We start from the raw sequence: 25,190 nt of genomic DNA, 5'->3' as shown, positions 1-25,190 counted from the left end.
AGCGAATTCTGCCGATTCGCAAACCCGTTTACACCGATTCCTTTACCAGTTTCTGCTGAAAACGCTGGTTATTTGCCAGTTTTGCCGTATCCGATCTGATTCAGCAGGGCATCCAGTGCGTTTCGTTCGTCTTTGTCGATGTGGGCGCCATTGGGCCCGCGGTCGTAGTCACGCTTGTCCTCACGTGCGCTGCGCTCTGCCATAGCGCGTGTCTGTGCGGCCTCTCCGAGGCGGAATGTCACCGCCTCATCGGCCAGATCCTCTAGGTCCAGTTCCGCCTCTGCGATCTCACGCGCGAGCCCCCGTTGAGCGGCCAATTTGGCCAGTTCATCGCGGACGGTCATCCGCGCCAGATCATCATGTCCCGGGGTGCGCACACTGGGCGTGATGGCCACATGGCGTGCAGACAGCAAGGTTTCAAGTGTTTGGGGCCCAATTATTTCTTCCAGCCGCTGCGAAATCTGATCGGTCGGGCAATGACCCAGCCGCACCAGCGCCTCGCGCACCTGTTCGACCAGATCGTCGGCGCAAGTCAGATCGGCCAGATCTTCCAACACCTCAGGCAGGATCGAAGGCGTACAGGCCACCGTGGCCACGATCACCGCCTCGCGCAGGCGGTCCTGCGCTTCATCCCCAGCCGAGACCAGCAGCGATGCCTTGGTGGCCGATCCGCTCATGCTCAGGCCCTTCCGGGTGTCGAACCGGCGTCCTGCGATGGGCCGCTGGCGGAACAGGCCCCAGCGCATATCTTTGAGTTCCTGCCCGTAATGCGCCCGAAGCGATGGGTCACGGATCAGCTTGATCTTTTCGCGCAGCGCCTTGTCCAGCGCGGCCTTGCGTTCGGGGCTGTCAAAGACCTTGCCTTCGGTTTCCCGCTGCCACAGCAGTTTGACCATGGGCAGCGCGCCATCCAGCACCTTCTGCACGCCCCCTGCCCCGTCGGACCGGATCACATCGTCAGGGTCTTTGCCATCGGGCATCAGGGCAAAGCGCAGGCCCTTGCCCGATTCCAGCACCGGCAGGGCCAGATCAATCACCCGGTAGGCGGCGCGAATGCCCGCCGTATCGCCATCCAGCGCGATGATCGGTTCGTCCGAGATGCGCCACAGCATGGCAAGCTGGTGTTCGGTGACGGCCGTGCCCAAGGGCGCGACCGCCGCGCCAAAGCCTGCCTCGCTCAGGGCGATGACATCCATGTAACCTTCGGCCACCAGCAACTGTTGCCCCTTGCCCGCCGCCTCACGCGCGGGGCCGTGGTTGTAGAGCGTGCGGCTTTTGTCGAACAGGTCCGTTTCGGGCGAGTTGAGGTATTTGGCGCTGTCATTGGGGTCCATCGCCCGCCCGCCAAAGGCGATCACCCGGCCACGCGGATCGCGGATAGGGAACATGATGCGGTTGCGGAACACGTCATAGGCCTGCCCGCCCTTCTGGGACGGCTTGGCCAGACCGGCGGCAAAGATCAGATCGGGGGCTACGCCCTTGCCTTGCAAATGCTCCAGCAAAGTGCGCCATGCATCGGGTGCAAAGCCCAAACCCAAACGCTGCTGCGCCTCGGCCTTCAGCCCGCGTTTGTCCAGATAAGCCCGCGCCGCCGCGCCGCCTGCCGTTTGCAATTGCAGGGCAAAGAATTTTTGCGCGGCTTCGCATAAGTCTATCAACTGGGTGCGGCGATCAGCCTTCTGCGCGGCTTTGGGATCACGGGCGGGCATCTGCATTCCGGCCTCTTGGGCCAGAATCTCAACCGCTTCCATGAACTCAACGTTTTCGGTTTCCTTGATAAAGGAAATCGCATCGCCCTTGGCGTGACAGCCAAAGCAATAGTAATAGCCCTTCCGGTCATCTACATGAAAAGACGCGGATTTTTCCTGATGGAAAGGGCAAGGTGCCCACATGTCGCCCTTGGCCTGATTGGATTTGCGGTTGTCCCACATGACTTTACGCCCCACGACCTGAGACAGGCTCGTGCGGGTGCGCAGTTCATCAAGGAAGCCGGGCGGTAGACTCATGGTCAGCTATATTGGCGCAAAGCCGGAAGGTGTCCAGACAGGGTTACTTCTGAACCGCCGCCAGACATTGCGTGCGCCAAACCTCGCCGACGTTTTCGTCGATCAGATTGGCAGGAACCTGTTCGTAGATATAGGCCACCAGGGTCGGGACGAAATCGGCGTATTTCGCCGCGTCTTCGGTCAGCCCGCCCGACACCAGACGCAGGGCCTTGCGCTGCGAGGTGCCTTTGCTGCGTTCATCCGCGACGGATTGGGCAAGCGCGCCCTGAACGGCGCATTCCTTTTCCATATCCGCAGCCATGGCCCCATTGGCCGACAACAGACAAACAGCGGTTGCCAGTGCGTATCTCATTCTCGGCCCTCCGGGTTGGTTGGCCCAGATGTAGCCCGCAGGCCGCCCCTTGTTAAGGGGGCAGCCGCGAAAAGCGGTGTTACAGCCCTTTGGCCTGATAGCTTTTGGCGATCTTTTCGATGGCCACCAGATAAGAGGCCGTCCGCAGATCGGCCACATCGCCCCGGCTGTGCCATACCTCGCGCATCGATTGATAGGCCGTTCGCATGGTGTCATCGAGACCCGAGCGGACAAGTTCCAATTCGCCAGCGCCTTGCATGTACTTTGTCTTGAAGTCCGGCGTCATGACCCAAGTATCGCCAAGCGCGGCATCCAAACGCTCCAACTCGCGGATGATCATCTCGTTGCGCGCCTCTTCCTGACGGCGCTGCATCCGGCCAAAGCGAATATGGCTGAGGTTCTTGACCCATTCGAAATACGACACCGTCACACCGCCCGCATTGGCATACATGTCGGGAATGATGACGACTCCGCGATCACGCAGGATGTCATCCGCCCCGGCGGTGATGGGGCCGTTCGCCGCCTCAATGATCAACGGGGCCTTCACGCGGGCCGCGTTCGACATGTTGATCACCCCTTCCAGCGCCGCAGGGATCAGAATGTCACAGTCTTCTTCCAGCAAGGTGCCGCCTTCGACCGTATGCGACGCATCGGGGAAGCCGGTCACGCCGCCATGTTTGACGATCCATTCGCGCACCGCGTCCACATCCAGACCGTCCGGGTTATACAGCGCCCCGTCACGTTCGATGATGCCGATGATCTTGGCGCCGTCTTCTTCGCGCAGGAATTTTGCGGCGTGATAGCCCACGTTGCCAAGGCCCTGCACAATCACGCGTTTGCCATCCAAGGTGCCTGTCAGGCCGGATTTTTCCACGTCCCGCGCATCGCGGAAGAATTCGCGCAAGGCGTATTGCACGCCGCGCCCCGTCGCCTCAACCCGGCCAGCGATCCCGCCCGCATGCAGCGGCTTGCCGGTGACACAAGCCTTTGCGTTGATGTCGGTGGTGTTCATCCGGGCGTATTGGTCGGCGATCCATGCCATTTCCCGTTCGCCCGTGCCCATGTCGGGGGCTGGCACGTTTTGCGCCGGGTTGATCATGTCGCGCTTGATCAGCTCATAGGCAAACCGGCGGGTGATCAGTTCAAGCTCATGCGGCTCCCACTCTCGCGGGTCAATGCACAAGCCCCCCTTGGAGCCGCCGAACGGCGCCTCCACCAAGGCGCATTTGTAGGTCATCAGCGCGGCCAGCGCCTCCACCTCGTCTTGATTGACGGTCGGCGCATAGCGGATACCGCCCTTGACCGGTTCCATATGTTCGGAATGGACCGACCGGTAACCGGTGAAAGTTTGGATCCGTCCCCGCAAGCGCACGCCAAAGCGAACGGTGTAGGTGGCGTTGCAGACGCGGATTTTCTCTTCCAGGCCAGCAGGAAGATCCATCAGCGCCACAGCGCGGTTGAACATCAAGTCAACACTTTCGCGGAAGCTGGGTTCGTGAATATTCACAGTCATGTCTCTCTCCTCCAGAGCCAAGCCGTATAAGGGCATCCTATTACTGGACGGTTTCCTTTTGGAAATTGATAGCGCTGACAGCCTTCAGGTATCGACAGACTTCGTCTTGAGTCGCATTCGTGTGAATGAAGCCTGTCTTTCGATAATTTTTGTGTCCTCATACGAAACAGACTCGCCCATGATGAAAAGATAGGCACATTTTTGCCTCATAATCACGCTGCACTGCCGCGAATTCGGCCCCAATTTAGCCAATTTCCCAAGCGATATATTTCCGGTCGCATTTTGCGCAGTTCGGAGTTTATGCCGCCCACGGCGGTATTGAGGTGGTATGATGGAGCTTGGTAGATTCGCCGCGCGTGCTTTTGGCGGTGACAGGCTTGATATGGTTAAGCAAGAACTGGGGCGTCGAACATCCCGGTTCTGGCATGATGAAGACGGCGCGCTGACCTATATTGCCGTGGCCGCCGCGCTGATGACCATTGCCGTCGGCGGTCTGGGGATCGACATGATCCATGCAGAACTGCGCCGCGCCAAAATCCAAGCCACCCTTGACCGTGCCGTGCTGGCCGCCGCCGACCTTGACAACACGCTTGTTCCTGACGACGTGGTCCATGACTACTTTGCCAAAATGGGCCTGTCTGACAGCCTGTCGAAGGTGAAAACCGAAAAAGGTCTGGGGTTTAAGCGGGTCCGTGCCGAAGGGGCCGCCAAGGTTGCGGGCAACTTTTCGTCAATGATTGGCGTGGACTATTTTGACATTGGCGGCGTGTCTGTCGCCGAAGAATACGTGCACAACGTCGAAGTGTCGCTTGTCTTGGATATCTCGGGCTCGATGGCCAAGAACAGCCGTCTGGTCAACATGAAGAACGCCGCCAAGACCTTTGTCGATACGGTGATTGACGAGCGTTACCCGAACCAGATCTCGATTTCGCTGGTGCCCTATTCGGAACATGTGAACCCAGGCCCCTATATCGGATCGCTGCTCAAGGTGAACTGGAAACACGGGATGACCCATTGTCTGGAAATCCCGGACGGTCATTTCAACCAGACCCAGTTGAACACCAGCCACACCTACGAACAGATGCAGTATTTCCAGTGGAACTACTACGGCGCGAACGAGATCGAAGACACCGTTTGCCCTCAGTATGACTACGAAGAAATCTCGGCGTTTCAGACCAACCGCACCGTTCTGAAAGACCAGATTGAAAAGTTCCAGCCCCGCGCCGGGACGTCGATTTTCATGGGCATGAAATGGGGCGTAGCCTTCCTTGATCCGTCGACCCAAAGCATCGCAACTGGCCTGATCACCCAAGGCAAGGCCCCTGCCGCGATGTCTGGCCGACCGTTTAGCTATGACTTCACCGACACGACGAAACATGTGGTGTTGATGACGGACGGAAAGCACGACAAATCCTTCCGCATCGCGAACTGGGCCTACAACGACGAAAGCGACATCCTGCACTGGTCCCAGAATAACCTGTGGTATTATCTGGATAATTTCGTCTACGATTCCTGGAGCTGGGATAGTTACTATTCCGAGCGCTACAACCTTTGGTACGGCGACGCCCTGCTTGACCGGATCTGCGACGCGGCCAAAGCCCAGAAGATCACCATCTGGTCGATCGCCTTTGAAACCGACAACCATGGCAAAAAGGTTATGAACCAATGCGCCAGTTCGCCCGCGCATTACTTTGACGCCGAAGGCACCGAACTGACCGACGTGTTCTATTCGATCGCCCGGTCGATCAACCAGCTGAGGCTGACGCAATGATCCGCCTGTCCACCCGCCTTCGCCGCTTTGCCCGCTGCGAGGATGGCTCGATGGTCATCCCCTTTGCGCTCTGGGCGCCGCTGTTCATGGTTCTGATGATCTCGGCCGTGGAACTGGGCCTTGTCACCATTCGCCACAGCGAATTGGAACGGGCGCTGGATCTGACGGTTCGTGATGTGCGCCTTGGCACCGGGACCGACTGGGACCACAAGACCCTGAAGGAATCGATCTGCGCCAATTCCAACCTGCTGCCCAACTGCGCCAAGACGCTGAACCTTGAAATGCTGCGCCTTGATATGCGCAACTTCAATGAACCCGATTACTATCCCGATTGCGCCGACATCGCCGCCGATACCCAAACACAGCGGAATTTCGAAAGCGGCGGCTCAAACGACGTGATCTTTCTGCGCGCCTGCTACAAGTACCAGCCGTTTTCGCCATCTGGCTATCTGAGCAGCTACATGATGGTGGACCGCAACGGCTTTACCGCGCTGATCAGCAGCTCTGCCTTTGTGCTGGAACCGGAGTGATCCAGATGTTCAAACGTTTTCGCAAGTTTAGCACCCGTTTCCTGACCGACACGCGCGGGTATGTGACCATCGAAGCGATGATCGCAATGCCGTTCATTTTCGTGCTGTTTGCCGCGGTCTGGGTCTATTTCGATGCGTTCCGCCAGCAAAGCATCAGCCAAAAGGCGAACTACACCATCGGCGATATGATCAGCCGCGAAACGATGCCGATTGATGACACCTACATCAACAGTATCCAGCGCCTGTTCTATATCTTGACCCGGACATGGGGCACGCTTGATAGCCAACTGCGCATCACCGAGGTCAAATACGACGCCGATGACGACGAATACACCGTCGAATGGTCCGAAGTGCGCGGCACCAGTGCCAAACTGACCGACGCCAATCTGGCCAGCAGCTATGAAAAACGCCTGCCCGTGATGGCCCATAACGACCGCCTGATCCTTGTGGAAACATGGGACAAGCACAGCCCGATCTGGGGTGTGGGGCTGGATGATATGAACATCACCACCTATTCCTTCACCCGCCCGCGTTACACGCCGTCGATCCCGCATACCGACAGTTCCAACAACGAAAACTGGGATCCCAAAAACTATGAGCCGAAGATCCCCAACACTGGGGGCGAAGGCAAATCCGAGGATGAGTGGGAAGATATCTTTGCCGAAGAGGCCAAAAAGGCCGAAGAAGAGGCGAAAAACAACAACGGCCAGAACAACACCGGTGGCGGCGGGAACTCTGGCAACAACGGAAACAACGGAAACTCGGGGAACAACGGGAATTCCGGCAATAACGGAAATTCCGGGAACAACGGCAACTCGGGCAATAGCGGCAACTCGGGCAACAACAGCGGATCAGGCTATACCCCACCTCCGCCGCCGCCGCCGCCTCCGCCGCAACCGCCCAACAGCCGCCTTTGATGCGGGTTAGCTTAGGCTAAACGGCTCTTGCCCGGACACGATGGCCGCCATGATGTCGGCCATCGGTTTCGTTTGCGACCCCGGCGTCACACCGCCCACGGCCACCATACGGCCCATGCGCCACCACATGCCCGGACGCCAAACCTTGGATTGGCGCGACTTGGTCTTGATCATGAACCCGTTGGACGGCTTGAACGCAAAGGCCCCACGGTTCACCGCCTCGACATCGTCCAGCGCCACCAATTGCCGCCCGTTTGAATCGCGCAGCTCGGTTTGGGTCAGTTCAAGCCGCAAGCCAGTGGTCTGCCACATGAACTGTGCGACAAACAGCGCCCCGCCCCCCATCACCAGCAGAAACAACCGCCAATGCAGCGCCGGAGCCGTTGCCAGCGCCAGATACAGCACCAAGCCACCAAGCCCGGCCATCGTGCCAACACCAATGAACCGCCGCGCAGCCGATGCGTGAACCGTCGCCAGGATTTCTTCGGACATGGATGTCTCCCTCATGTGTCTGCGTCCGCATAGCGCAGGTCGCGCCCAGATGCGAGGGGGCTTGCACCTGTGCATTTTTGAACAGATCCGGTGTGGCACTCAGAATTGCCTGATCGCGCCCCGCGCCCTACATCTGGATCACCCTCGAACAGGAGTTTCGCAATGTCACTGCGCCCCACACTGGAAACCCGCAAAGCCCGGCCCACAATGGAGGGCGCAGGCGTGCACCTGCACCGCGCCTTTGGCTTCCAAGACCCGACCGAGCTGGACCCGTTCCTGCTGTTCGACGACTTCCGCAACGAACGCCCCGAAGATTTCATTCGCGGCTTCCCATGGCACCCCCACCGCGGGATTGAAACGATCACCTATGTCCTGTCCGGCACGGTCGAACATGGCGACAGCCTTGGCAATACGGGCCGGCTTGGTGCAGGCGATGTGCAATGGATGACCGCAGGGTCGGGCATCCTTCATCAGGAAATGCCGCAGGGCAACGCCAATGGCCAGATGCACGGGTTTCAGCTTTGGGCCAACCTGCCCGCCTCGCTGAAAATGACCGCGCCGCGCTATCAGGACGTGCAAGGCAAAGACATCCCCGAAATCATCGACGATGACGGCACCTCGGTCAAAGTCATTATCGGCAGCTTCTGGGGCAAATCCGGCCCCGTGGACGGCATCGCGGCCGATCCGCAATACCTTGATATCTTCGTGCCCGCCGGCAAGCGCAAAACCTTCAAGATCGACACCTACCGCCGTGCCTTCGCCTATATCTTTGACGGCTCGGGCAAATTCCTGGATGCATCCACCCCGCAAGGCGTGCTGCTGGAAAAGGAATACAAGGGCGAAGAGCTAAACATCCGCGACCTGTCGGGCAACCGCACGCTGGTCCGTTTCGGCACCGGAGACGAGATCACGGTACAGGCCGGCCCGAACGGCATCCGCTTTTTGCTGATCTCGGGCGCACCGCTGCAAGAGCCGGTCGCTTGGCACGGTCCCATCGTTATGAACACCCAAGCCGAGCTGCAACAGGCCATGCGCGATCTGCGCAACGGCACCTTTATCAAACCGGCGCACTGACCGCAGTCTGCGGGACGCCTCCGGCGGGGGAGTATTTGAAAGAAAGATGAAAGCAGGGGCGCACTTTCCTTTCATCTTTCCGATAAATACCTCCGGGGGTGAATTGGCCGCAGGCCAAGAGGGGGCAGCGCCCCCTATCCCCCCACAGACTTGCGCACCATATCCCAATAGATCCCCTCAACCTCGCTCAGGCTCAGGCGTCCTTCATGGCGGTACCAGGTGTTCACCCCGGTCAGCATGGCGATCACCGCCATCGTGGCGATCTTCGGGTCAGGCACGTCAAACGCCCCCGTCTCGGCCCCGCTGCGCAGGATCTGTTCAAGCTGGTCCTCATAAGCCCCGCGCAAATCCTCGATCACCGCGAAATTCTCCGGCTCCAGATTGCGCAGTTCCATGTAGGAAATGAAAATCGCCTCGGGCGTCTTGACCGTGGATCGAATGTGGAATCGGGTAAACTGTTCAAGCCGGGCCAGCGCATCGCCCGCCTTCGGCTCGGCCTCCCATGCTGCCAAAAGGTCATCCATATGGCCTTTGAGCAGCGAAAACAGCAGGCTTTGCTTATCTGGCGTGTAATTATACAGCGCCCCGGCCTGCACGCCGACCTCTTTGGCGATTTGCCGCATCGAAACAGCGGCATAGCCGTGCCGCGCGAACAGCCGCAGCGCCGCGTCGCGGACCTTGGGTCCGGTGATATCTGAGTGAGAGCCTTGGGTACGCGCCATGCCCCTTGTTATCTGAACGCGCGTTCAGATCAAAGCCCCCGCTTGCCCTGATCGCGCGACTGCGGCATGACGGTGACAGAAGCAATGAGATCCTTGATGCGGTATTTTTTCATTCTGTCCCTTTTGGCCGCCTGTTCTACCGGCCCCAATCTGCCGCCGATCACGCAGGCCCCGGCAGAAGGCACAGGTGATTACCCGCGTCTTGTGCCGCTTGAAACGCTGCTCAATACCCCCGATCCGCAAATCACCCCGGATTTCACCGCCTCGATGCAATCGCGGGTCGCGGCGCTGAAGGCGCGGGCAGCCCGACTGCGCGCGATCCGAATGTAAAGCCCCAAGCCTTGTGCGCCGTTGCGCCCGTTACCCGAAGCGGGTACAGCACTGGCAAATTTTCTCATCACGACAGGAGAGCCACATGACCGAACCGTTGCGCCTTGGGATTGCCGGGTTGGGCACCGTGGGAACTGGCGTGGTCAAGATCGTCCGCCGCAAGGCCGCCCTGCTAGAGGCCCGCGCCGGTCGTCCGGTGGAAATCGTCGCCGTATCGGCCCGCAACCGCGACAAGGATCGCGGCGTATCGCTGTCCGACTACGCGTGGGAAGACGATCCGGTCGCGCTGGCCAAACGCGATGACGTGGACGTGTTTGTCGAACTGATGGGCGGCAGCGACGGCCCCGCCAAAGCCGCAACCGAGGCCGCGCTGGCCGCTGGCAAGGACGTGGTCACCGCCAACAAGGCGATGCTGGCCCATCACGGCACCGAACTGGCGCAACTGGCCGAAGATCACCAAGGCGTTCTGCGCTTTGAGGCGGCGGTCGCGGGCGGCATACCGGTCATCAAAGCCCTGACCGAAAGCCTTGCGGGCAATGAAATCACCCGCGTTCTGGGCGTGATGAACGGCACCTGCAACTACATCCTGACCCGGATGGAAAGCGCGGGCCTGCCCTATGACACTGTCTTCGAAGAGGCCAATCAGCTTGGCTATCTTGAGGCCGACCCGAACCTTGACGTGGGCGGCATCGACGCGGGCCACAAACTGTCGCTTCTGGCGTCGATCGCCTTTGGCACGCAGGTGGCCTTTGACGATGTGCAGCTGGAAGGCATCGGCTGCATCACCATCGAAGACATCCGCCAAGCCGCCGATATGGGCTATAAGATCAAGTTGCTGGGCGTGACCCAAATGACGGGCCGCGGGCTGGAACAGCGCATGACGCCCTGCCTTGTGCCCGACACCTCGCCCTTGGGCCAGTTGGACGGCGGCACCAATATGGTGGTGATCGAAGGCGATGAGGTCGGCCAGATCGTGCTGCGCGGGCCCGGCGCGGGCGAAGGCCCGACAGCCAGCGCCGTGATGGGCGACATCATGGACATCGCACGCGGCCTGCGCGTCAGCACCTTTGGCCGCCCTGCCGCATCGCTGGCCCCGGTGACAGCCGCGCTTGGCGCCACGCCTGCGCCCTATTACCTGCGCATGGCGCTGATGGACAAACCCGGCGCATTGGCCAAGATCGCCACCGTTCTGGGCGAGGCGGGCATTTCCATCAACCGGATGCGCCAATACGGCCACATCGAAGACGCGGCCCCCGTGCTGATCGTCACACACAAAACCACCCGCGCCGATCTGGACCGCGCCCTAGAGGCCATGTCCGGCACCGGCGTTCTGGCGAACGATCCTGTGGCCCTGCGGATTGAGGACGTGTGACCTTTTAAAAGGTAAATTTAAATAGAACATTTAAACGGCGCTTCAATTGAGGTGCCGTTTTTGTTTGGTCAAACGTCAAGGTATCAATTTTCGCAAAATCCTGTACAATTGGGTCAATTTTTACGCCCACTTTTCAGAGAACTTGCCATGACCGCTGCCCCCAAGACTGATCTGAGCTTTTATTTCGCAAGCCCCAAAAGCAATCCGAACCAAGTAACCAATGATATTGTTGATTGGGACACCAGTGCCGTCACGAACATGCGGCACATGTTTTCAGGTGTTAGCAAATTTAACTTGGACATTGGATCGTGGGACACGAGCTCGGTCACGAACATGCAGTTTATGTTCAACCAAGCAAGTTCATTCAACCAAGACATCGGCGATTGGAACACAAGCAACGTTGCAAACATGGCTGGCGTTTTCGAGGCGGCGTCCAACTTCAATCAAGACATCGGAAGATGGGACATCTCAAACGCCACCGTGACCGAAAGCATGTTCGCAAGAGCCACGAGTTTCAATCAGGACATCAGTGCGTGGAACACAAGCAAATCGACCGACATGTCATTTATGTTCTCCAGTGCCACGGCATTCAATCAAGATATCTCTGGATGGGACACAGGCAATGTCACGACAATGGAAGGGATGTTTAATGAAGCCGAGGCCTTCAACCAGCCTGTCGGTGGCTGGAACCTTAGCAAGGTCACAGATATCAGCAGAATGTTCAGCAGAGCTGTACTTTTCGACCAACCGATCGGATCTTGGGATGTCAGCAGTGTAACAGAAATGGATCGCACTTTCGCAGGTGCCTCCAAATTCAATCAAGATATCGGCAACTGGGACACCCGTCGTGTGACGAAAATGCGGGATACCTTCTCTGCCGCATTTGAATTCAATCAGGATATCGGCAACTGGGACACCAGCAACGTCACGCACTTTAGCGGTATGTTCGGAGGTGCGAAGAAATTCAATCAAGACTTGAGTTCCTGGAACACACAAAAGGTCTCCTACATGACCACCATGTTTCGGAACGCGGAAAATTTTGATCAGAGCCTTGGTGACTGGGACATCTCTTCGATCATCAAGATGCAGGGCATGTTGGACAATTCGGGCCTCAGCATTGCAAACTTCAATGCAACGTTGGAAGGATGGGCGCGCCTAGATCCAGGTGAAACGAAAATCCCGACAGGGATCACACTTGGGGCAGAGGGCCTATTGTATACCAACAAGGCCGCCTTTGAGACGCTTACGAAAACTTATGGCTGGACAATTCTAGGTGCCCGAGAGTCCATGGAATTGGGTCAGACCACAGGAGCTGATCTGATTGATGTCTCTGGCAATACCAGCCCCTTGATTGTGATCGCCTTGGCGGGCGACGACAGCGTAATCGGCTCCGCCCGCTCGGATCGGATCTTTGGGGATGATGGCAATGACACCATTTACGGCGGCGGCGGGCGCGATACGATCCATGGCGGCGATGGCGCGGATATGCTCTATGGCGGGACCGAGGCGGGTCTTCTGACGGACCTTGCCGACAGAATTTTCGCCGGTGCGGGCGATGACTTTGTGGACGGCGGCACAGGCAATGACGATCTTCGCGGCGACGGGGGCAATGACACGCTGGTCGGTGGGTTCGGGGCCGATCGGCTGTTTGGCGGCGACGGAAATGACGAACTGACGGGCGGCGCGTGGGGCGACGTTCTTTTTGGCGGCGCGGGGCATGATTTTATCAACGGCGGCTTCGGATTTGACCGGGTGAATGGCGGCGCAGGCGCGGATAAGTTTTATCACGCGGGCGTTGAAGGGCATGGGGCCGATTGGATTCAAGATTACAGCCGTGCCGAACACGACGTGCTGTTCTGGGGCGGCGGTGCGGCCAGCAAATCGCAATTCAAAGTGAATTTCGGCACAATCCCAACCGCGGGTGACAGCAACGTGCAAGAGGCTTTCGTGGTGTACACGCCCACCAACCAAGTCCTCTGGGCGCTGGTGGATGGCGCGGCGCAGAGCAGCCTGATGCTGAACCTGAACGGCACAGAATACGATCTGCTGATCTAAGTGCCGTAAAGCACGCCCCAGCGGTCCAGCAGGTCTTGCTGCAAAATGCGCGCGCGGCGGTTCCATTCGCGGCCGCCCGGCGGGCGTTCGCGTTCTTCCTTGGTCAGTGCGTTGCGCAGGTCAAGGTTCGCGCTGAAGATGGCAAAGGCCAGTTCGGTGCCGTCGGGCGCGTCCAGATACCCGGCCAAGCCGCTAACGAAATTGAGCGTTCCGGTCTTGGCCCGCACTGTCACAGGATGATCCTCGATCGCGCGGCGCTGCTCGTCCCGCATGGGCGTTTCCTTCAGCAGCGGCTTCAGTCCCAAGCCTGCCCGTGCGGCCACCAGAACGGCAATCATATCGGCGCTGGACATGCGCGATGCTGCGCCCAGCCCGGAATGGTCGACCATCGCAACGGCCGTCAGCCCCAGATCGCGGCGGGCCCAATCGCTCATGGCGCGGGCCGAGGCGACAAGGCTTTCGGGGCGGCCCTGCATCGCCTTGGTCGTCGCCAGCCCCACCGCTTCGGCGGTAAGGTTGGTCGAGTACTTCAGCATATCGGTCAGCACGTCGGACAAGGGCGCGCTTTCCATCCACAGGATGTCGTCTGCGGTATCTGGCAGGGCCTCAACCTCGGCAGGGTTGCGCAATTCGATGCCATGGGCGCGGGCGAAGGTCTGAAACACCTCGGCGGCATAAAGCGCCGGTCGGCGCACCGGCAGCCATCGCGCCCCGCCATTGCCCAGCGCATCGCGGGCAACGGTCCATTCATCCACGCCGCCCTTGTCATCATAGGTGTAGACGGGAATGGCCCGGTCGATCACCTTCATCGAGGCGACATGAACCTCAGGGCGGTATTTGTCGGACCGGGCGTCCATTGTCACCACATAGTCCTTGGCTTGCCGCTTCCATTCGAAATGCACGCGGTTGTAATTCAGGTTCAGGCTGGAAATCGCAGGATTATAGCCGACCTGATCGGGTTGGTCGGTGTCGATCAGGCGCTCTTGCGGGAAGGCATTGCCATAGACCAGAAATTTGCCCGACACGGCGTGAATGCCAGCGGCCTTAAGATCGGCGGCCATGGTGGCCAGCCCGTTGGTATCCAGCGTGGGATCACCGCCGCCAGCAAGGATCAGATCGCCGCGCAGGGTGCCGTTTTCCACCGGTCCAGTGCGCAACAATTTGGTTGCAAAGCGGAAATCCGGGCCAAGGTGGGCCAGCGCATAGGTCGCCGTCAGCGCCTTGGCCACGCTGGCGGGGGGCAGACCCAGACCGGGGTTGTGTTCCTCCAGCACCAGACCTGTATCGACATGGGCGACCGAGAAGGCCACATCGCCGCCAAGGTTGGCTTTTTGGATCAGCGCATCAATCGGGCGCAGCGATTGTTTGATAAGATCGGCGCCACGAGCCACCGGACGCAATGACCGCTCGGGGGCATTGGCCCAAACCGGCGTTGCACAAGAGGCAAGCGCCGCCGCAAGAAATCCACGTCTCGAAATCTGGTTCGTCATGCGCAAGATTTAAGCGCAGCAATGTGCAACGGACAAGCACCGGATATGGCATTGCGACGACAAACCAGAGGTTTTTTGTCGCCCTAGGCCCGCCTAGTCGCGGGGACCGTGCCGCCAGCGCCCGGATTTTCGGATCTGGGTTGAACTGGCATCGCTCATGGGGAGGTTGATAAAGCACCATGCGGGCGCGTCGGCCAAAGCCAGTCCGCGCGCATCGGACGCCGCCCAGCGGGCCGTCGAATAGATCCGGGCGGCCTTGCCGCAGCGCGCCTTCATCCGAACACCGGGCCGTGCCAGCACGCCGATCGGCACGGTTTCCATGATCTGCTGCCAGTCTTGCCATTGGCTGAACTGGCGCAGGTTGTCCGCCCCCATCAGCCAGACAAACCGAACGCCCGGATGGGCGCGGCGCAGGTTCGCGACCGTCTGCGCCGTATAGCGGGTGCCGGTGCGGGCCTCATAGTCGCTGATGATGACGCGCGGGTGCTGCATCACGGCCTTGGCGGCGGCGATCCGGTCGGCTATCGGGGCTGGGCCACGGTCCTTCAGCGGGTTGCCCGGCGAGACGAGCCAGACCACCCGGTCCAGCCCGAACCGGGTCAGCGCGGTGCGCGTGATATGCGCATGGCCTTCATGGGCCGGATCGAACGATCCGCCCAATAGCCCAACCCGCATACCCGGTCTTAGATGCCCTAGCCTCTCCATGCGTCAGCCATAGCCGCGCCTTGCGAAACGATCAATCCATCACGCTTGAGCGAGGATATCTTCGATGCTTTGCAACTCCTCGGACGTGAAATCCAACCGGTCAATCGCGCCGACGCAATCAGTGATCTGTTCGGGCCGCGACGCGCCGATCAGCGCCGAGGTCACACGGGCATCGCGCAGCGACCAGGCAATCGCCATCTGCGCCAGCGTCTGCCCCCTGCGCTGCGCCACATCGTTCAGCGCGTTCAACTGGGCAATGCGGGTGGCGTCGATCGCATTGCGGTCCAGCGATTTGCCCTGCGTGGCGCGGCTGCCATCGGGCACGCCGTTCAGGTATTTGCCCGTCAACTGCCCCTGCGCCAGCGGCATGAAAACGATGCAGCCCGTCCCGCTATCTTCCAGCGCGTCGAGCAGCCCCTCATCTTCGATCCAGCGGTTCAGCATGTTGTAGCTGGGCTGATGGATCACCAGCGGCACGCCCATGCCCGACAGAATGCGCGCGGCCTCGCGGCTTTGGGAAGCGTTGTAAGAGCTGATCCCGATATAGAGCGCCTTGCCCTGCCGCCAGATCGCCTCTAGCGCGGACATGGTTTCCTCAAGCGGCGTGTCCGGGTCGAAGCGGTGCGAATAGAAGATATCGACGTATTCCAGCCCCATCCGCTTGAGCGACTGATCGCAGGAGGCAATCAGGTACTTACGGCTGCCCCATTCGCCATATGGCCCCGGCCACATGTCATACCCGGCTTTGGAACTGACAATCAGCTCATCGCGATACCCGGCGAAATCGCTACGCAGGATCTCTCCGAACGCTGTTTCGGCGCTGCCGGGCGGAGGGCCGTAATTGTTGGCCAGATCGAAATGGGTGATCCCGGCGTCAAGGGCCGTCCGGCACATGGCGCGTTTGGTGTCATGGGGCGTGTCGCCGCCAAAATTGTGCCAAAGCCCAAGGCTAATGGCCGGCAGTTTCAGGCCCGACCGACCGCAGCGGCGGTACGGCATCGTGTCATAACGGGTGGTGGCAGGCGTGTAGGTCATCGTCTCCCCAGCGATGTAATCGTTTTCAAGGACGCTAGAACCTTACCTGACCAAAGTCAAATACCTCTTGCCAGACGAAGATAGCTGACATAAGTCAGATATCTGCAGATCACTGAGGCCGCACCATGACTTCCGATTCCATCGCCCGCATTCGCCGGTTCAACCGCGCTGTTACCACCGAAACCGGCGCGCTCGATAGTTCGTTCCTGGGGCGCGGCCGCCCGCTGGGCGTGGCGCGGGTGCTGAACGCCGTGGGGCATGGCATGACGGATGTCGCGGAAATCCGGGATTATCTAGGTTTGGACTCGGGCCTTCTCAGCCGCATTCTGCGCAGTCTTGAAGGCGAGGGTCTGATCACCACCGCCCCGTCTGCCGATGACGCCCGGCGCCGCGTGGCCACCCTGACCGAGGCCGGTGCGCAGGAATATCAAGCCTATGAAGACCTGTCAGACGCGCAGGCCCAGAACATCCTGAACCGCCACCCGAAACCGCAGGCGCTTTTGGCCGCGATGGATCTGGTGGCCAGCGCCCTTGGCCGCGACCGGATTGATATCCGCGAATGCGATCCGGCGGGCGAAGACGCGATCTATTGCTTCAACCTCTATTTCGCCGAACTGTCGCGCCGGTTCGAAGAAGGCTACGACGCGGTCAAAGCCGGTCCGCCCGATGCCGACCAGATGCGCCGCCCCAAGGGTGCGTTCTTTATCGCCTATTCCGATGGCCTGCCGATCGGCTGCGTGATTCTGAAGGGCTATGGCCGCGACTGGGCCGAGATCAAGCGCCTGTGGGTCGCCGACAGCGCGCGCGGCCTTGGCCTTGCGCATCGCCTGATGGCCGCCGCCGAAGACGCGGCCCTAAGCCTTGGGATCACGACGCTGCGGCTAGATACCAACCACCGCCTGCCCGAGGCGATTGCCATGTACCGCAAAACCGGCTGGTATGAGATCCCGCGCTTTAACGATGACCCCTACCCCGACCATTTCTTCGAGAAAAAGCTGGGGTAAGGGCCGAATGACTTAGCCTTCGATCATGTCCACACGGGTGGCGTGGCGGCCACCCTCGAACTCGGCGCCAAGGAAGGCATCGACGATCTCCATGGCAAGGCTCTCGCCCACAACGCGCGCCCCGATCGACAGGATCTGGGCGTTGTTATGTTCGCGGATCATGCGGGCCGAGAACGGCTCAGAACATACGCCGCAACGGATACCGGGCACCTTATTGGCCGCCATCATGATGCCCTGACCCGTGCCGCACAGGATAATGCCCAAGTCCGCCTCGCCCGCGACAACCTTCTGCGCCGCTGCCTGACCGTGCAGCGGGTAATGCGTGCTTTCGGTGGTCACTGGGCCGATATCCAGCACCTCATAGCCTTGGGCCAAGATATGTTTGGCAATGGCTTGGCGCAGGTCGATGGCGGCGTGGTCGCTGGACAGAACGATGCGTTTGGCAGTCATGGGTCGGTTCCTTGATGGGGCCATATCGGCACAATTTCCCGCGCGCATAGCAAACCTTTCCACTTTCGACCATAGAGCTTTTCCCGCTGGCACAGGACCACACCTCAGAGTAGAGAATCCGCATTGGTTTTAACTGGAGTTACCATGAAGCGGATTGCCCTTGGCCTTGTTGCCAGCCTTGCCCTCGCCGTCCCGGCACAGGCGGATCCAAAAGAAGATGCAGGTTACATCGTCTCGCAGATGATGACGCAAGAGAACCTCAGCGGCGCGATCCTATCGCAACAGCCATTGATCCGCGGCGCTTTGCAGAACCAATACGCGCAGATGGGGATCGAAATCTCGGACATGGATCTGTTCATGAAGATCTTCATGGAAGAATTCCTGGGATCCTTCACCGCCGCCGTCCAATCAGACATGATCGACCTGCACCTTGAGCAGTTCACGCCAGAGGAACTTGCAGACTATGCTGCCTTCCTGAAAACCCCGACGGGGCAAAAGCTGGCTCAGAACCAGCCGGTGCTAATGCAACGCGGCTCAGAGATCGGGCAATACCACGGTCAAATGACTGGCCAGAGCATCGGGCCAAAGCTGGCCGAACGGTTGAAAGAAGAAGGCGTGGTTGTCACACGCGACAAATCCATGATGGACCGGCTTCTGAACATTTTGTCGAAATAGCCCTCTGGCTTGAGTTAGGCGGCACTCCCAGATAGGACAGTCGCCAAACTCTCATCTTCGCAGGTATCATCATGGCAGCCTATCAGTACGTCTATCACATGCAGGGGGTCTCCAAGACCTATCCCGGCGGTAAGAAATGCTTTGAGAACATCCACCTGTCCTTCCTGCCCGGCGTGAAAATCGGTGTGGTCGGCGTCAACGGCGCGGGTAAATCGACCCTGCTGAAGATCATGGCCGGCATGGACAAGGACTTCTCGGGCGAGGCTTGGGCCGCTGAAGGCGCCAAAGTAGGCTATCTGCCGCAGGAGCCCAAGCTGGATGCATCGCTGACCGTTCGTGAAAACGTGATGCTGGGCGTGGCCAAGAAAAAGGCCATCCTCGACAAGTATAACGAACTGGCGATGAACTACAGCGACGAAACCGCTGATGAAATGGCCAAGCTGCAAGACCAGATCGACGCCGAGAACCTTTGGGATCTCGACAGCCAGATCGACGTGGCGATGGAAGCGCTGCGCTGCCCGGCCGATGACGCGATGCCCGCAAACCTTTCGGGCGGTGAGGCCCGCCGCGTGGCGCTGTGCAAGCTGCTGCTGGAAGCGCCTGACATGCTGCTGCTTGACGAACCGACCAACCACCTTGACGCCGAAACCATCGCGTGGCTGCAAAACCACCTGATCGAGTACAAGGGCACCATTCTGGTCGTCACCCACGACCGTTACTTCCTTGACGACATCACCGGCTGGATCCTCGAACTCGACCGTGGCCGCGGCATTCCCTATGAGGGCAACTATTCCAGCTGGCTGGAACAGAAAGCCAAGCGTCTTGAGCATGAGGCCAAGGAAGACAAGGCCAAGCAGAAAACGCTGGAACGCGAACTTGAGTGGATGCGTCAAGGTGCCAAGGCCCGTCAGGCCAAATCCAAGGCCCGTATCCAAGCCTATGAAGAACTGGCGAACCAGTCCGAGCGCGAAAAAATCGGACGCGCCCAGATCGTTATCCCGAACGGCCAGCGCCTTGGCTCGAAGGTCATCGAGGTCAATGGCCTGAAGAAAGCCATGGGCGATAAGCTGTTGATCGAAGGGCTTGATTTTTCGCTGCCGCCGGGTGGCATCGTGGGCGTGATCGGCCCGAACGGCGCCGGCAAATCGACGCTGTTCAAAATGCTGACCGGTCAGGAAAAGCCCGACGCGGGCACCGTGGAATACGGCGACACCGTGCAGCTGTCCTACGTGGACCAGTCGCGCGACGACCTGAAAGACGGCGAAAACGTCTGGGAAGCGATCACCGGCGGGGCCGAGATCATCCAACTGGGCGACGCGCAGATGAACAGCCGCGCCTATTGCTCGGCCTTCAACTTCAAAGGCAGCGACCAGCAGAAGAAGGTCTCGCTTCTGTCGGGCGGTGAGCGCAACCGCGTCCACATGGCCCGCCTGCTGAAAGAGGGCGGCAACGTTCTGCTGCTCGACGAACCGACGAACGATCTGGACGTCGAAACCCTCCGCGCGCTCGAAGACGCGCTGGTCGATTTCGCCGGCTGCGCCGTGGTCATCTCGCACGACCGTTTCTTCCTCGACCGGATCTGTACGCACATCCTGGCCTTCGAAGGCGAGGCCCATGTCGAGTGGTTCGAGGGCAACTTCGAGGACTACGAAGAAGACAAAAAACGCCGTCTGGGGGCAGATGCCCTTGAGCCGAAGCGCGTGAAGTTCAAGAAGTTCGTGCGGTAATTGCTCGGGGCAATTGAGTTACGGGAAAGCGGCCTTCGGGCCGCTTTTTTGTTGCGGACTAGCTAGTTGGCCGTGGGTCGAAAGGCCGTGGGTTGAAAACCCACCCTACGGCGTTTCTAGGTGTTCCACCCGCCCCATTTGGTGATCGCGGTGGATCGATGAATAGGGCCAATCAAACGGGTCGGCCACCAGCCCGTGTTTCACCGGGTTCAGCCAGCAATACCGCAGATGGGCCTCTAGATCGGCTTTGCCGCGAATGTGATGCTCCCAAAAACGGCGCTGCCATATCCCGGCGTCTTGTTTGGCGACTTTGCTGGCGCTGCGAGATGCGCGCAAACGTTCGACATCATTCCCACGCCGTAGGGTGGGTTTATAACCCACCGCGCCGCCCTGTTCTTCGCGCACCCGTTTGGAAAACCGCGCTTTGATCGCGCCCCAGCGGTCGGAGTAATTGCTGTCGTCCTCTGGCAAGGTCCAGATGGCGTGCATGTGGTCTGGCAGAACGACCCAAGCCTCGATCCCGAACGGGCGGCGGGCGCGGGTATAGGCCACCGCTTCGCGCAACACGTCAATCTCATCAACCAAGAGCCGCCCCTGCCGCTGCGCAAGGTTCACGGTGAAGAACACGGTCGCCCCGGCGACCTTTCGGCGGGTGTAGTTCGGCATGGCCCAAGCCTAGGCGCGGCTTGGTTAACAAATGTTCAAACCGCCAGCGCCACAGCCCACATACCCAGCGCGAACACCGTATGAGCGACCAGACCCATGGCGCGGCCTTTCCACGGGCGCGGGGTGCGGGACAGGAACCAGCCAAGCCCCATGCCGGGATGGAGCAGGCACCAGCCGCCGACGATGGTTAGAAGGCCCCAGATCCAGACGGGGAGGAAAGTTGGCTCAGCCAGCCAGCCCGGCCCGACCAGCAGAACGAAGACCACACCGTAGATGATGCCGACGAGGTAGTGGAAGGCCCAGCCAAGGGCCAGCTCGCCCGACACAGGCTCGGATCTGGCGATATCGTCGTGGAACACGCGGCCCCGGAACAGATGCGCGAACCAGCGGCCGGGGTTGGCCCAGTTGGGTTTGGGCTGGCCCGCCAGCTTATTGAGCACCATCGCCCAGACATCCATAGCCGCCGTGCCGCCGATGCCCATCAACACGCCCGTCCAAATCAAACCCATGTCGGCCCCCTATGTTTGCGCCAACATCGCGCAAAGCCGCCACTTTTGCAATTCTTTCAGAGGCTCCAAACTTTCGCTAGGCTTGCTCCGACTCACACAACCTGCCATATAACAGGCTGCAAGTTACCTTTATCGCCTACCTGTCTCCTTCTACGGCGCCAGTGCAACCGATACTGCTCTGACATCGCCGGGCCGCAGCAATTCCGCGTGCGGCAACAACTAGGAGACCACGGATATGGCCAATGGCACCGTGAAATGGTTCAACACCACCAAAGGCTACGGCTTCATCGCACCTGAAGACGGCGGCAAAGACGTTTTCGTACACATTTCTGCTGTTGAGCGTTCGGGCCTGACCGGTCTGGCTGACAACCAGAAAGTGACCTACGAACTGCGCTCGGGCCGTGATGGCCGCGAAAGCGCGGTAGATATCGCACTGGCCTAAGGGCAAGTGAAAATGGGCCGGGTTTTCCGGCCCATTGCTTTTGTGGCCTACCCGGCCCAGTTCACGATTGCAGCGGCCTGAACCGCGCCCGATTGGCGCTTGAGTTCCCGGCCCCCGGCAAATTTCACCATCGTCGGAATACCGCGAATGCCATAGGCGCTGCCTGCGGCCTGATGGTCTTCGGTGTTCAGCTTGACCAGCCGAACCGAACCGCCAAGCGTTTGCGCGGCCTTGGAAAATTCCGGTGCCATCATCCGGCATGGGCCGCACCAGGGTGCCCAGAAATCCACGACCAAAGGCACGTCATCATTGCGCGCCGCCTTTTGCAGCGTCGCAAAGTCAACCTCAACGGCTTTGCCGGGCATCAACGCCGCGCCGCAGGTGCCGCATTTCGGACCTGCGTTCAGCTTGTCTTCGGGGACGCGGTTGACCTGACCACAGTCAAGGCAGGTGATTTTCTTGCCAGCCATTGGCGGCTCCTTCATATTGCGATTTCAATATATATGGGAGCCGCGCAATATCTGACAAGAGCCTTAGGCCGCCAGTTTGACCGGACGCGGGGCCGACGGGCCGGTGGGCATCGGAACCACGTTGTCCAGTTTCGGACGACGGGCCGGAGCGACCAAGCGCGGAACGACCATGTAGATCACAACAGCAGCAACAGCGATTGAAGCCCAACCAAATACCGACTGGCCAGCGATATTGCCAAGGATACCGCGGAAGAAGAAACCAATCCCAAGCGGCGTCAGACAGGTGAACACCAGAGCGACAGTCGATGCCAATGCTTCGGATTTTGCCCATTTGGGCGGATTGGGTGAATTGAACACGCCATAGGCCCACGCATAAAGCAGCACCGCAGCGAGCGATGCGGACGAGGCCACCAAAAGATCCATGAAGGAGCTCCAAAAAACCGGCGCTGCGAACTTCGTTTTCCGACCTCGGGCAACATCATCTGAGTCGCGCGCCTCAAGCGGGATATTACGCCTTTGTGCGACATTCTGTCAGGGGGAATTCTGCGCCTATTCCAAAGATTGCGGACCGTCGCGCAGGATCACGGGGACGATCAAATCTTCCTCATCCGACAGGTGCCGTTCGAGAAATTTCCCAAAGGAAAGAACCTCTTCGCGGAAGGGGCCGAACTCGCCGCCCTTCAGGACCGCATTGGCCTGCTGGGTAAAGCGGCCAAGCAGCCCGTCCAAATCGTGATGATCACGATCCAAGATTTCAAACCCGCGTTCCAGTCGGGTATCGCGCTGCACCAGAACCGGGAAATAGTGGTGATCTTCGATTTGGTGGTGGCCGTGCAACTGCTGCACCAGCATATTGCCGAACCGGCCAAGCCGCGAGACATAGACATCCTGCGCCAGCTTGCCGTCCATCCGCTCCTCAACATCCTCAAGCAAGGCCGCAGACAAGCGCCGAAACATCAGATGCCGATCGAGCCAGAACGACACCAACCCCTGAAAATTGGGGTGGGATTGCCAGCCGTCACGCGGGTAATCTTGCAATAGCACGCGCAGGGCCTCGGGCAGGCCCTCACGCTCAGTCAGGGAAAGTGATGTGTCCATGGCTGGCAGATTGGCCCGCCGCCAGCCAAAGTCAATCACCGAAGCACATGCACCGCGCATTTGGCATGGCGCACGACCTGTGCCGCTGTCGATCCGATCAGGAAATCCTGCATACCGGGCCGATGCGAGGCAACGACGATGCAATCTGCGCCTTCACGCTCGGCCACGTCTATGATGGTCCGCGAGGCATGGCCTTCGACCAGAAGACCCCGCGCATTCGGCAGCCCGTCGGCCAAGTTGTCCAATTCGGCCTGAATGGCGGTGCGCGCCTCTTTCAGGTAATCCGTAGGCACATAGGACACGGCGAAGTTGGGAATGTCTTCAAAGACATGCAGGAACGTGATCTGCGCCCCCTTGGCCGAAAGCGCCTTGGCCACATCAAGGGCCGCGCCGACGGTTTTGCCTTCGTCAAACGCGACCGGGATTAGAATATTGTTGTACATGGTGGTCTCCTTCCATGGGGCAGTGTGCGCCCAAGAAGACAAGTCCACCTTGATCCGCGTCAGAAAACCGCCGCCACGTCATACATCACCGGCTCAAAACTGCGGCACAGTTCATTGATGACCCGATTGCGTTTGCGCATCTCATCCGACCGCAACATGGCTTGGTAATCTTCGCGCCGCTGCCATTGCGAATAGTTGGCAATCCGGGTTTGCGCGTCATTGACGTGCAGAGCGGCGGCGATAAATCCCGGCTGCTTTGAAATCACTTCAGTATAGGCGGCATTCAGCAGGTCCAGCAGATCCTGACAGGTGCCGGGCGTGGTTTCAAAGGTGGTCAGAACCGTCTGGGCAGAGCTTGGGCTTACGATTGTTGGCATGATGTCCTCCCTTTCGGGAAGTGTGACACAGGCCCGCGATTCCGCCAACGCTCACTTCTTTAGATTGGGTTCGCCCTGAAGCCCCAGCACCTTGCGAAACCCCGTCCAATAGCTGGGCAGGCGCGGCGCTTCGATCATACCGGCAATCGCCTCATCGGCCCAGCGCGGCATGGCGGATTTGGCAAAGCCGCGCCCCCAATCCAGATAGGCCTCGGCATCGTCGGGGCGCAACCGGCAGGCCGACCCGACCAGACCAACAAGTGTTTCAGGGGCAGAATACCATTCGTCCTGAATGCCTGTGACCTTCTTTTGCAAGAACGGCCCAACAAGCCGCATCAGGCGCTTGTCTGAATATTGTAGCAGCATTTTACCCACCTCGTCGCGGGTGTAGTGGATCAGCGGCGGGAAGCTGTCAAAGAACACGGCACCACCATCGACAATGGCGAAATTGCGGATCGACGGGTGAAAGCCGATGCGCGTGTCGAACTGGTCGGCATTGTTCCAGAAGGTGGCGATCACCTCGCCCGCCGCCTGCATCATGTCCAGTGTTTCGGCAAGGCTGGCGCTTTGCATCAGGGGGCGCATCATGGTGCCATCAGGCAGCGCTTCTTGGACGATCACCGGAATGCGCGCCCCGCCCATATCCATCAAGTGGATTTCGGTCAGCGGCATCGGAACCCCGGTTTTGACCAATGCCGCGACATAGTCATCGTGACATTGCGCCAAACGATCCAGCGCCGCGTTATCCGGCAAGCCACGGTAAATCTTGATGATCTTATCGGCCAGCGGGCCGCCACTTGGCCGAAAAGGCGCGCAGAAATAGCCAAGGCGCGATACCGGCGCAGTGCGGTAGGGGCTGTCTTCGCGCAGTAGGTCGCGCAGCGCGTCAAGATCGGTCATCAAGGCCTCCGGGCAAATCTGCGCCCCGTTTAGCCCGAACGAACGGGCGGCGCCACTCAGAACGC

Annotated in this window: 28 protein-coding genes; 11 read left to right on the top strand and 17 right to left on the bottom strand. The window is 59.7% G+C overall.

Annotated features, from left to right (window positions below; translation table 11 throughout):
- Positions 1 to 68 precede the first annotated feature (68 nt).
- The 3 genes from dnaG to PRI8871_RS04310 all read right to left on the bottom strand — a co-directional run bounded on the left by dnaG (position 69) and on the right by PRI8871_RS04310 (position 3,871).
- Entirely contained in the window at positions 69 to 2,006 is a 1,938-nt protein-coding gene (gene dnaG / locus PRI8871_RS04320; RefSeq protein WP_108884930.1) for a DNA primase, read from the bottom strand.
- A 43-nt stretch (positions 2,007 to 2,049) separates the two neighbouring features.
- Positions 2,050 to 2,358, bottom strand: coding sequence for a hypothetical protein (locus PRI8871_RS04315; RefSeq protein ID WP_108884929.1), 309 nt, complete (start codon positions 2,356 to 2,358; stop codon positions 2,050 to 2,052).
- A 79-nt stretch (positions 2,359 to 2,437) separates the two neighbouring features.
- Entirely contained in the window at positions 2,438 to 3,871 is a 1,434-nt protein-coding gene (locus PRI8871_RS04310) for a Glu/Leu/Phe/Val family dehydrogenase (RefSeq protein ID WP_108884928.1), read from the bottom strand.
- 382 nt (positions 3,872 to 4,253) lie between these two features.
- Between PRI8871_RS04310 and PRI8871_RS04305 the strand changes: the two genes are divergently transcribed.
- From PRI8871_RS04305 to PRI8871_RS19510, 3 genes are read left to right on the top strand one after another with little or no spacing between them, the layout of a single operon-like run.
- On the top strand, positions 4,254 to 5,642 hold the full coding sequence (locus PRI8871_RS04305; protein ID WP_108884927.1) for a TadE/TadG family type IV pilus assembly protein: 1,389 nt from the start codon (positions 4,254 to 4,256) through the stop codon (positions 5,640 to 5,642).
- Entirely contained in the window at positions 5,639 to 6,172 is a 534-nt protein-coding gene (locus tag PRI8871_RS04300) for a TadE/TadG family type IV pilus assembly protein (protein ID WP_108884926.1), read from the top strand. Before PRI8871_RS04305 ends, PRI8871_RS04300 begins: the two co-directional genes overlap by 4 nt.
- A 5-nt stretch (positions 6,173 to 6,177) precedes the next feature.
- Entirely contained in the window at positions 6,178 to 7,089 is a 912-nt protein-coding gene (locus tag PRI8871_RS19510) for a TadE/TadG family type IV pilus assembly protein (RefSeq protein ID WP_181389369.1), read from the top strand.
- A 6-nt stretch (positions 7,090 to 7,095) separates the two neighbouring features.
- On the opposite strand, the gene PRI8871_RS04290 is transcribed toward PRI8871_RS19510, so the two are convergent.
- Positions 7,096 to 7,581 carry a hypothetical protein gene (locus tag PRI8871_RS04290; RefSeq protein WP_108884925.1) on the bottom strand — a complete coding sequence of 162 codons (486 nt, stop codon included), beginning with the start codon at positions 7,579 to 7,581 and terminating at the stop codon, positions 7,096 to 7,098.
- 162 nt (positions 7,582 to 7,743) lie between these two features.
- On the opposite strand from PRI8871_RS04290, the gene PRI8871_RS04285 reads away from it, so the two are divergent.
- On the top strand, positions 7,744 to 8,655 hold the full coding sequence (locus tag PRI8871_RS04285) for a pirin family protein (protein WP_108884924.1): 912 nt from the start codon (positions 7,744 to 7,746) through the stop codon (positions 8,653 to 8,655).
- 134 nt (positions 8,656 to 8,789) lie between these two features.
- Here PRI8871_RS04285 and PRI8871_RS04280 read toward each other — a convergent pair whose 3' ends face one another.
- The gene (locus tag PRI8871_RS04280; protein ID WP_108884923.1) at positions 8,790 to 9,377 is read right to left on the bottom strand and encodes a TetR/AcrR family transcriptional regulator; all 588 of its coding nucleotides are present in this window, start codon (positions 9,375 to 9,377) and stop codon (positions 8,790 to 8,792) included.
- 96 nt (positions 9,378 to 9,473) lie between these two features.
- Between PRI8871_RS04280 and PRI8871_RS04275 the strand changes: the two genes are divergently transcribed.
- The 3 genes from PRI8871_RS04275 (at position 9,474) to PRI8871_RS04265 (ending at position 13,134) form a co-directional block, all read left to right on the top strand.
- On the top strand, positions 9,474 to 9,707 hold the full coding sequence (locus PRI8871_RS04275) for a hypothetical protein (RefSeq protein WP_108884922.1): 234 nt from the start codon (positions 9,474 to 9,476) through the stop codon (positions 9,705 to 9,707).
- Positions 9,708 to 9,792: 85 nt separating this feature from the next.
- Complete coding sequence (locus tag PRI8871_RS04270) at positions 9,793 to 11,079, top strand: homoserine dehydrogenase (protein WP_108884921.1); 1,287 nt, start codon at positions 9,793 to 9,795, stop codon at positions 11,077 to 11,079.
- A 147-nt stretch (positions 11,080 to 11,226) separates the two neighbouring features.
- Positions 11,227 to 13,134 (top strand): BspA family leucine-rich repeat surface protein, encoded by a 1,908-nt coding sequence (locus PRI8871_RS04265; RefSeq protein WP_108884920.1) that lies wholly within the window; start codon positions 11,227 to 11,229, stop codon positions 13,132 to 13,134.
- On the opposite strand, the gene dacB is transcribed toward PRI8871_RS04265, so the two are convergent.
- The 3 genes from dacB to mgrA all read right to left on the bottom strand — a co-directional run bounded on the left by dacB (position 13,131) and on the right by mgrA (position 16,364).
- A complete protein-coding gene (gene dacB / locus PRI8871_RS04260; RefSeq protein WP_108884919.1) occupies positions 13,131 to 14,624 on the bottom strand; it encodes a D-alanyl-D-alanine carboxypeptidase/D-alanyl-D-alanine endopeptidase in 1,494 nt (497 codons plus the stop codon). The two genes, PRI8871_RS04265 and dacB, sit on opposite strands and share 4 nt — an antisense overlap.
- A gap of 93 nt (positions 14,625 to 14,717) precedes the next feature.
- Positions 14,718 to 15,329 (bottom strand): nicotinate-nucleotide adenylyltransferase, encoded by a 612-nt coding sequence (locus PRI8871_RS04255; RefSeq protein ID WP_108884918.1) that lies wholly within the window; start codon positions 15,327 to 15,329, stop codon positions 14,718 to 14,720.
- A 39-nt stretch (positions 15,330 to 15,368) separates the two neighbouring features.
- Positions 15,369 to 16,364, bottom strand: a complete 996-nt coding sequence (gene mgrA, locus PRI8871_RS04250; protein WP_108884917.1) for an L-glyceraldehyde 3-phosphate reductase — start codon at positions 16,362 to 16,364, stop codon at positions 15,369 to 15,371.
- Positions 16,365 to 16,489: 125 nt separating this feature from the next.
- Here mgrA and PRI8871_RS04245 point away from each other — a divergent pair, with 125 nt between their 5' ends.
- The gene (locus PRI8871_RS04245) at positions 16,490 to 17,368 is read left to right on the top strand and encodes a bifunctional helix-turn-helix transcriptional regulator/GNAT family N-acetyltransferase (RefSeq protein ID WP_108884916.1); all 879 of its coding nucleotides are present in this window, start codon (positions 16,490 to 16,492) and stop codon (positions 17,366 to 17,368) included.
- A 12-nt stretch (positions 17,369 to 17,380) separates the two neighbouring features.
- Here PRI8871_RS04245 and rpiB read toward each other — a convergent pair whose 3' ends face one another.
- A complete protein-coding gene (rpiB, locus tag PRI8871_RS04240) occupies positions 17,381 to 17,818 on the bottom strand; it encodes a ribose 5-phosphate isomerase B (protein WP_108884915.1) in 438 nt (145 codons plus the stop codon).
- Between the two features lie 144 nt (positions 17,819 to 17,962).
- Here rpiB and PRI8871_RS04235 point away from each other — a divergent pair, with 144 nt between their 5' ends.
- Positions 17,963 to 18,493, top strand: a complete 531-nt coding sequence (locus PRI8871_RS04235; protein WP_108884914.1) for a DUF2059 domain-containing protein — start codon at positions 17,963 to 17,965, stop codon at positions 18,491 to 18,493.
- A gap of 71 nt (positions 18,494 to 18,564) precedes the next feature.
- The gene (gene ettA, locus PRI8871_RS04230) at positions 18,565 to 20,220 is read left to right on the top strand and encodes an energy-dependent translational throttle protein EttA (protein ID WP_108884913.1); all 1,656 of its coding nucleotides are present in this window, start codon (positions 18,565 to 18,567) and stop codon (positions 20,218 to 20,220) included.
- Positions 20,221 to 20,325: 105 nt separating this feature from the next.
- On the opposite strand, the gene PRI8871_RS04225 is transcribed toward ettA, so the two are convergent.
- Both PRI8871_RS04225 and PRI8871_RS04220 read right to left on the bottom strand, forming a co-directional pair.
- Positions 20,326 to 20,886, bottom strand: a complete 561-nt coding sequence (locus PRI8871_RS04225) for an REP-associated tyrosine transposase (protein WP_108884912.1) — start codon at positions 20,884 to 20,886, stop codon at positions 20,326 to 20,328.
- Between the two features lie 35 nt (positions 20,887 to 20,921).
- On the bottom strand, positions 20,922 to 21,395 hold the full coding sequence (locus PRI8871_RS04220) for a DUF2938 domain-containing protein (RefSeq protein ID WP_108884911.1): 474 nt from the start codon (positions 21,393 to 21,395) through the stop codon (positions 20,922 to 20,924).
- 235 nt (positions 21,396 to 21,630) lie between these two features.
- Here PRI8871_RS04220 and PRI8871_RS04215 point away from each other — a divergent pair, with 235 nt between their 5' ends.
- The gene (locus PRI8871_RS04215) at positions 21,631 to 21,837 is read left to right on the top strand and encodes a cold-shock protein (protein ID WP_108884910.1); all 207 of its coding nucleotides are present in this window, start codon (positions 21,631 to 21,633) and stop codon (positions 21,835 to 21,837) included.
- Between the two features lie 47 nt (positions 21,838 to 21,884).
- On the opposite strand, the gene trxC is transcribed toward PRI8871_RS04215, so the two are convergent.
- From trxC to PRI8871_RS04185, 6 genes are all read right to left on the bottom strand, one after another.
- On the bottom strand, positions 21,885 to 22,307 hold the full coding sequence (trxC, locus tag PRI8871_RS04210; protein WP_108884909.1) for a thioredoxin TrxC: 423 nt from the start codon (positions 22,305 to 22,307) through the stop codon (positions 21,885 to 21,887).
- 63 nt (positions 22,308 to 22,370) lie between these two features.
- Positions 22,371 to 22,730 carry a hypothetical protein gene (locus tag PRI8871_RS04205; RefSeq protein ID WP_108884908.1) on the bottom strand — a complete coding sequence of 120 codons (360 nt, stop codon included), beginning with the start codon at positions 22,728 to 22,730 and terminating at the stop codon, positions 22,371 to 22,373.
- Between the two features lie 126 nt (positions 22,731 to 22,856).
- A complete protein-coding gene (locus tag PRI8871_RS04200; RefSeq protein WP_108885202.1) occupies positions 22,857 to 23,405 on the bottom strand; it encodes a hemerythrin domain-containing protein in 549 nt (182 codons plus the stop codon).
- A gap of 35 nt (positions 23,406 to 23,440) precedes the next feature.
- A complete protein-coding gene (locus PRI8871_RS04195) occupies positions 23,441 to 23,848 on the bottom strand; it encodes a universal stress protein (RefSeq protein WP_108884907.1) in 408 nt (135 codons plus the stop codon).
- A gap of 59 nt (positions 23,849 to 23,907) precedes the next feature.
- Entirely contained in the window at positions 23,908 to 24,225 is a 318-nt protein-coding gene (locus PRI8871_RS04190) for an antibiotic biosynthesis monooxygenase family protein (RefSeq protein ID WP_108884906.1), read from the bottom strand.
- 51 nt (positions 24,226 to 24,276) lie between these two features.
- A complete protein-coding gene (locus tag PRI8871_RS04185; protein WP_108885201.1) occupies positions 24,277 to 25,125 on the bottom strand; it encodes a DUF6206 family protein in 849 nt (282 codons plus the stop codon).
- Positions 25,126 to 25,190: the final 65 nt, after the last annotated feature.

The sequence above is a fragment of the Pseudoprimorskyibacter insulae genome, assembly GCF_900302505.1.
In the GTDB taxonomy this organism is placed as follows: Bacteria; Pseudomonadota; Alphaproteobacteria; order Rhodobacterales; family Rhodobacteraceae; genus Pseudoprimorskyibacter; species Pseudoprimorskyibacter insulae.
The sequence above is the reverse complement of the archived record's forward strand: the minus strand, read 5'-3'. Positions and strand labels throughout refer to the sequence as shown.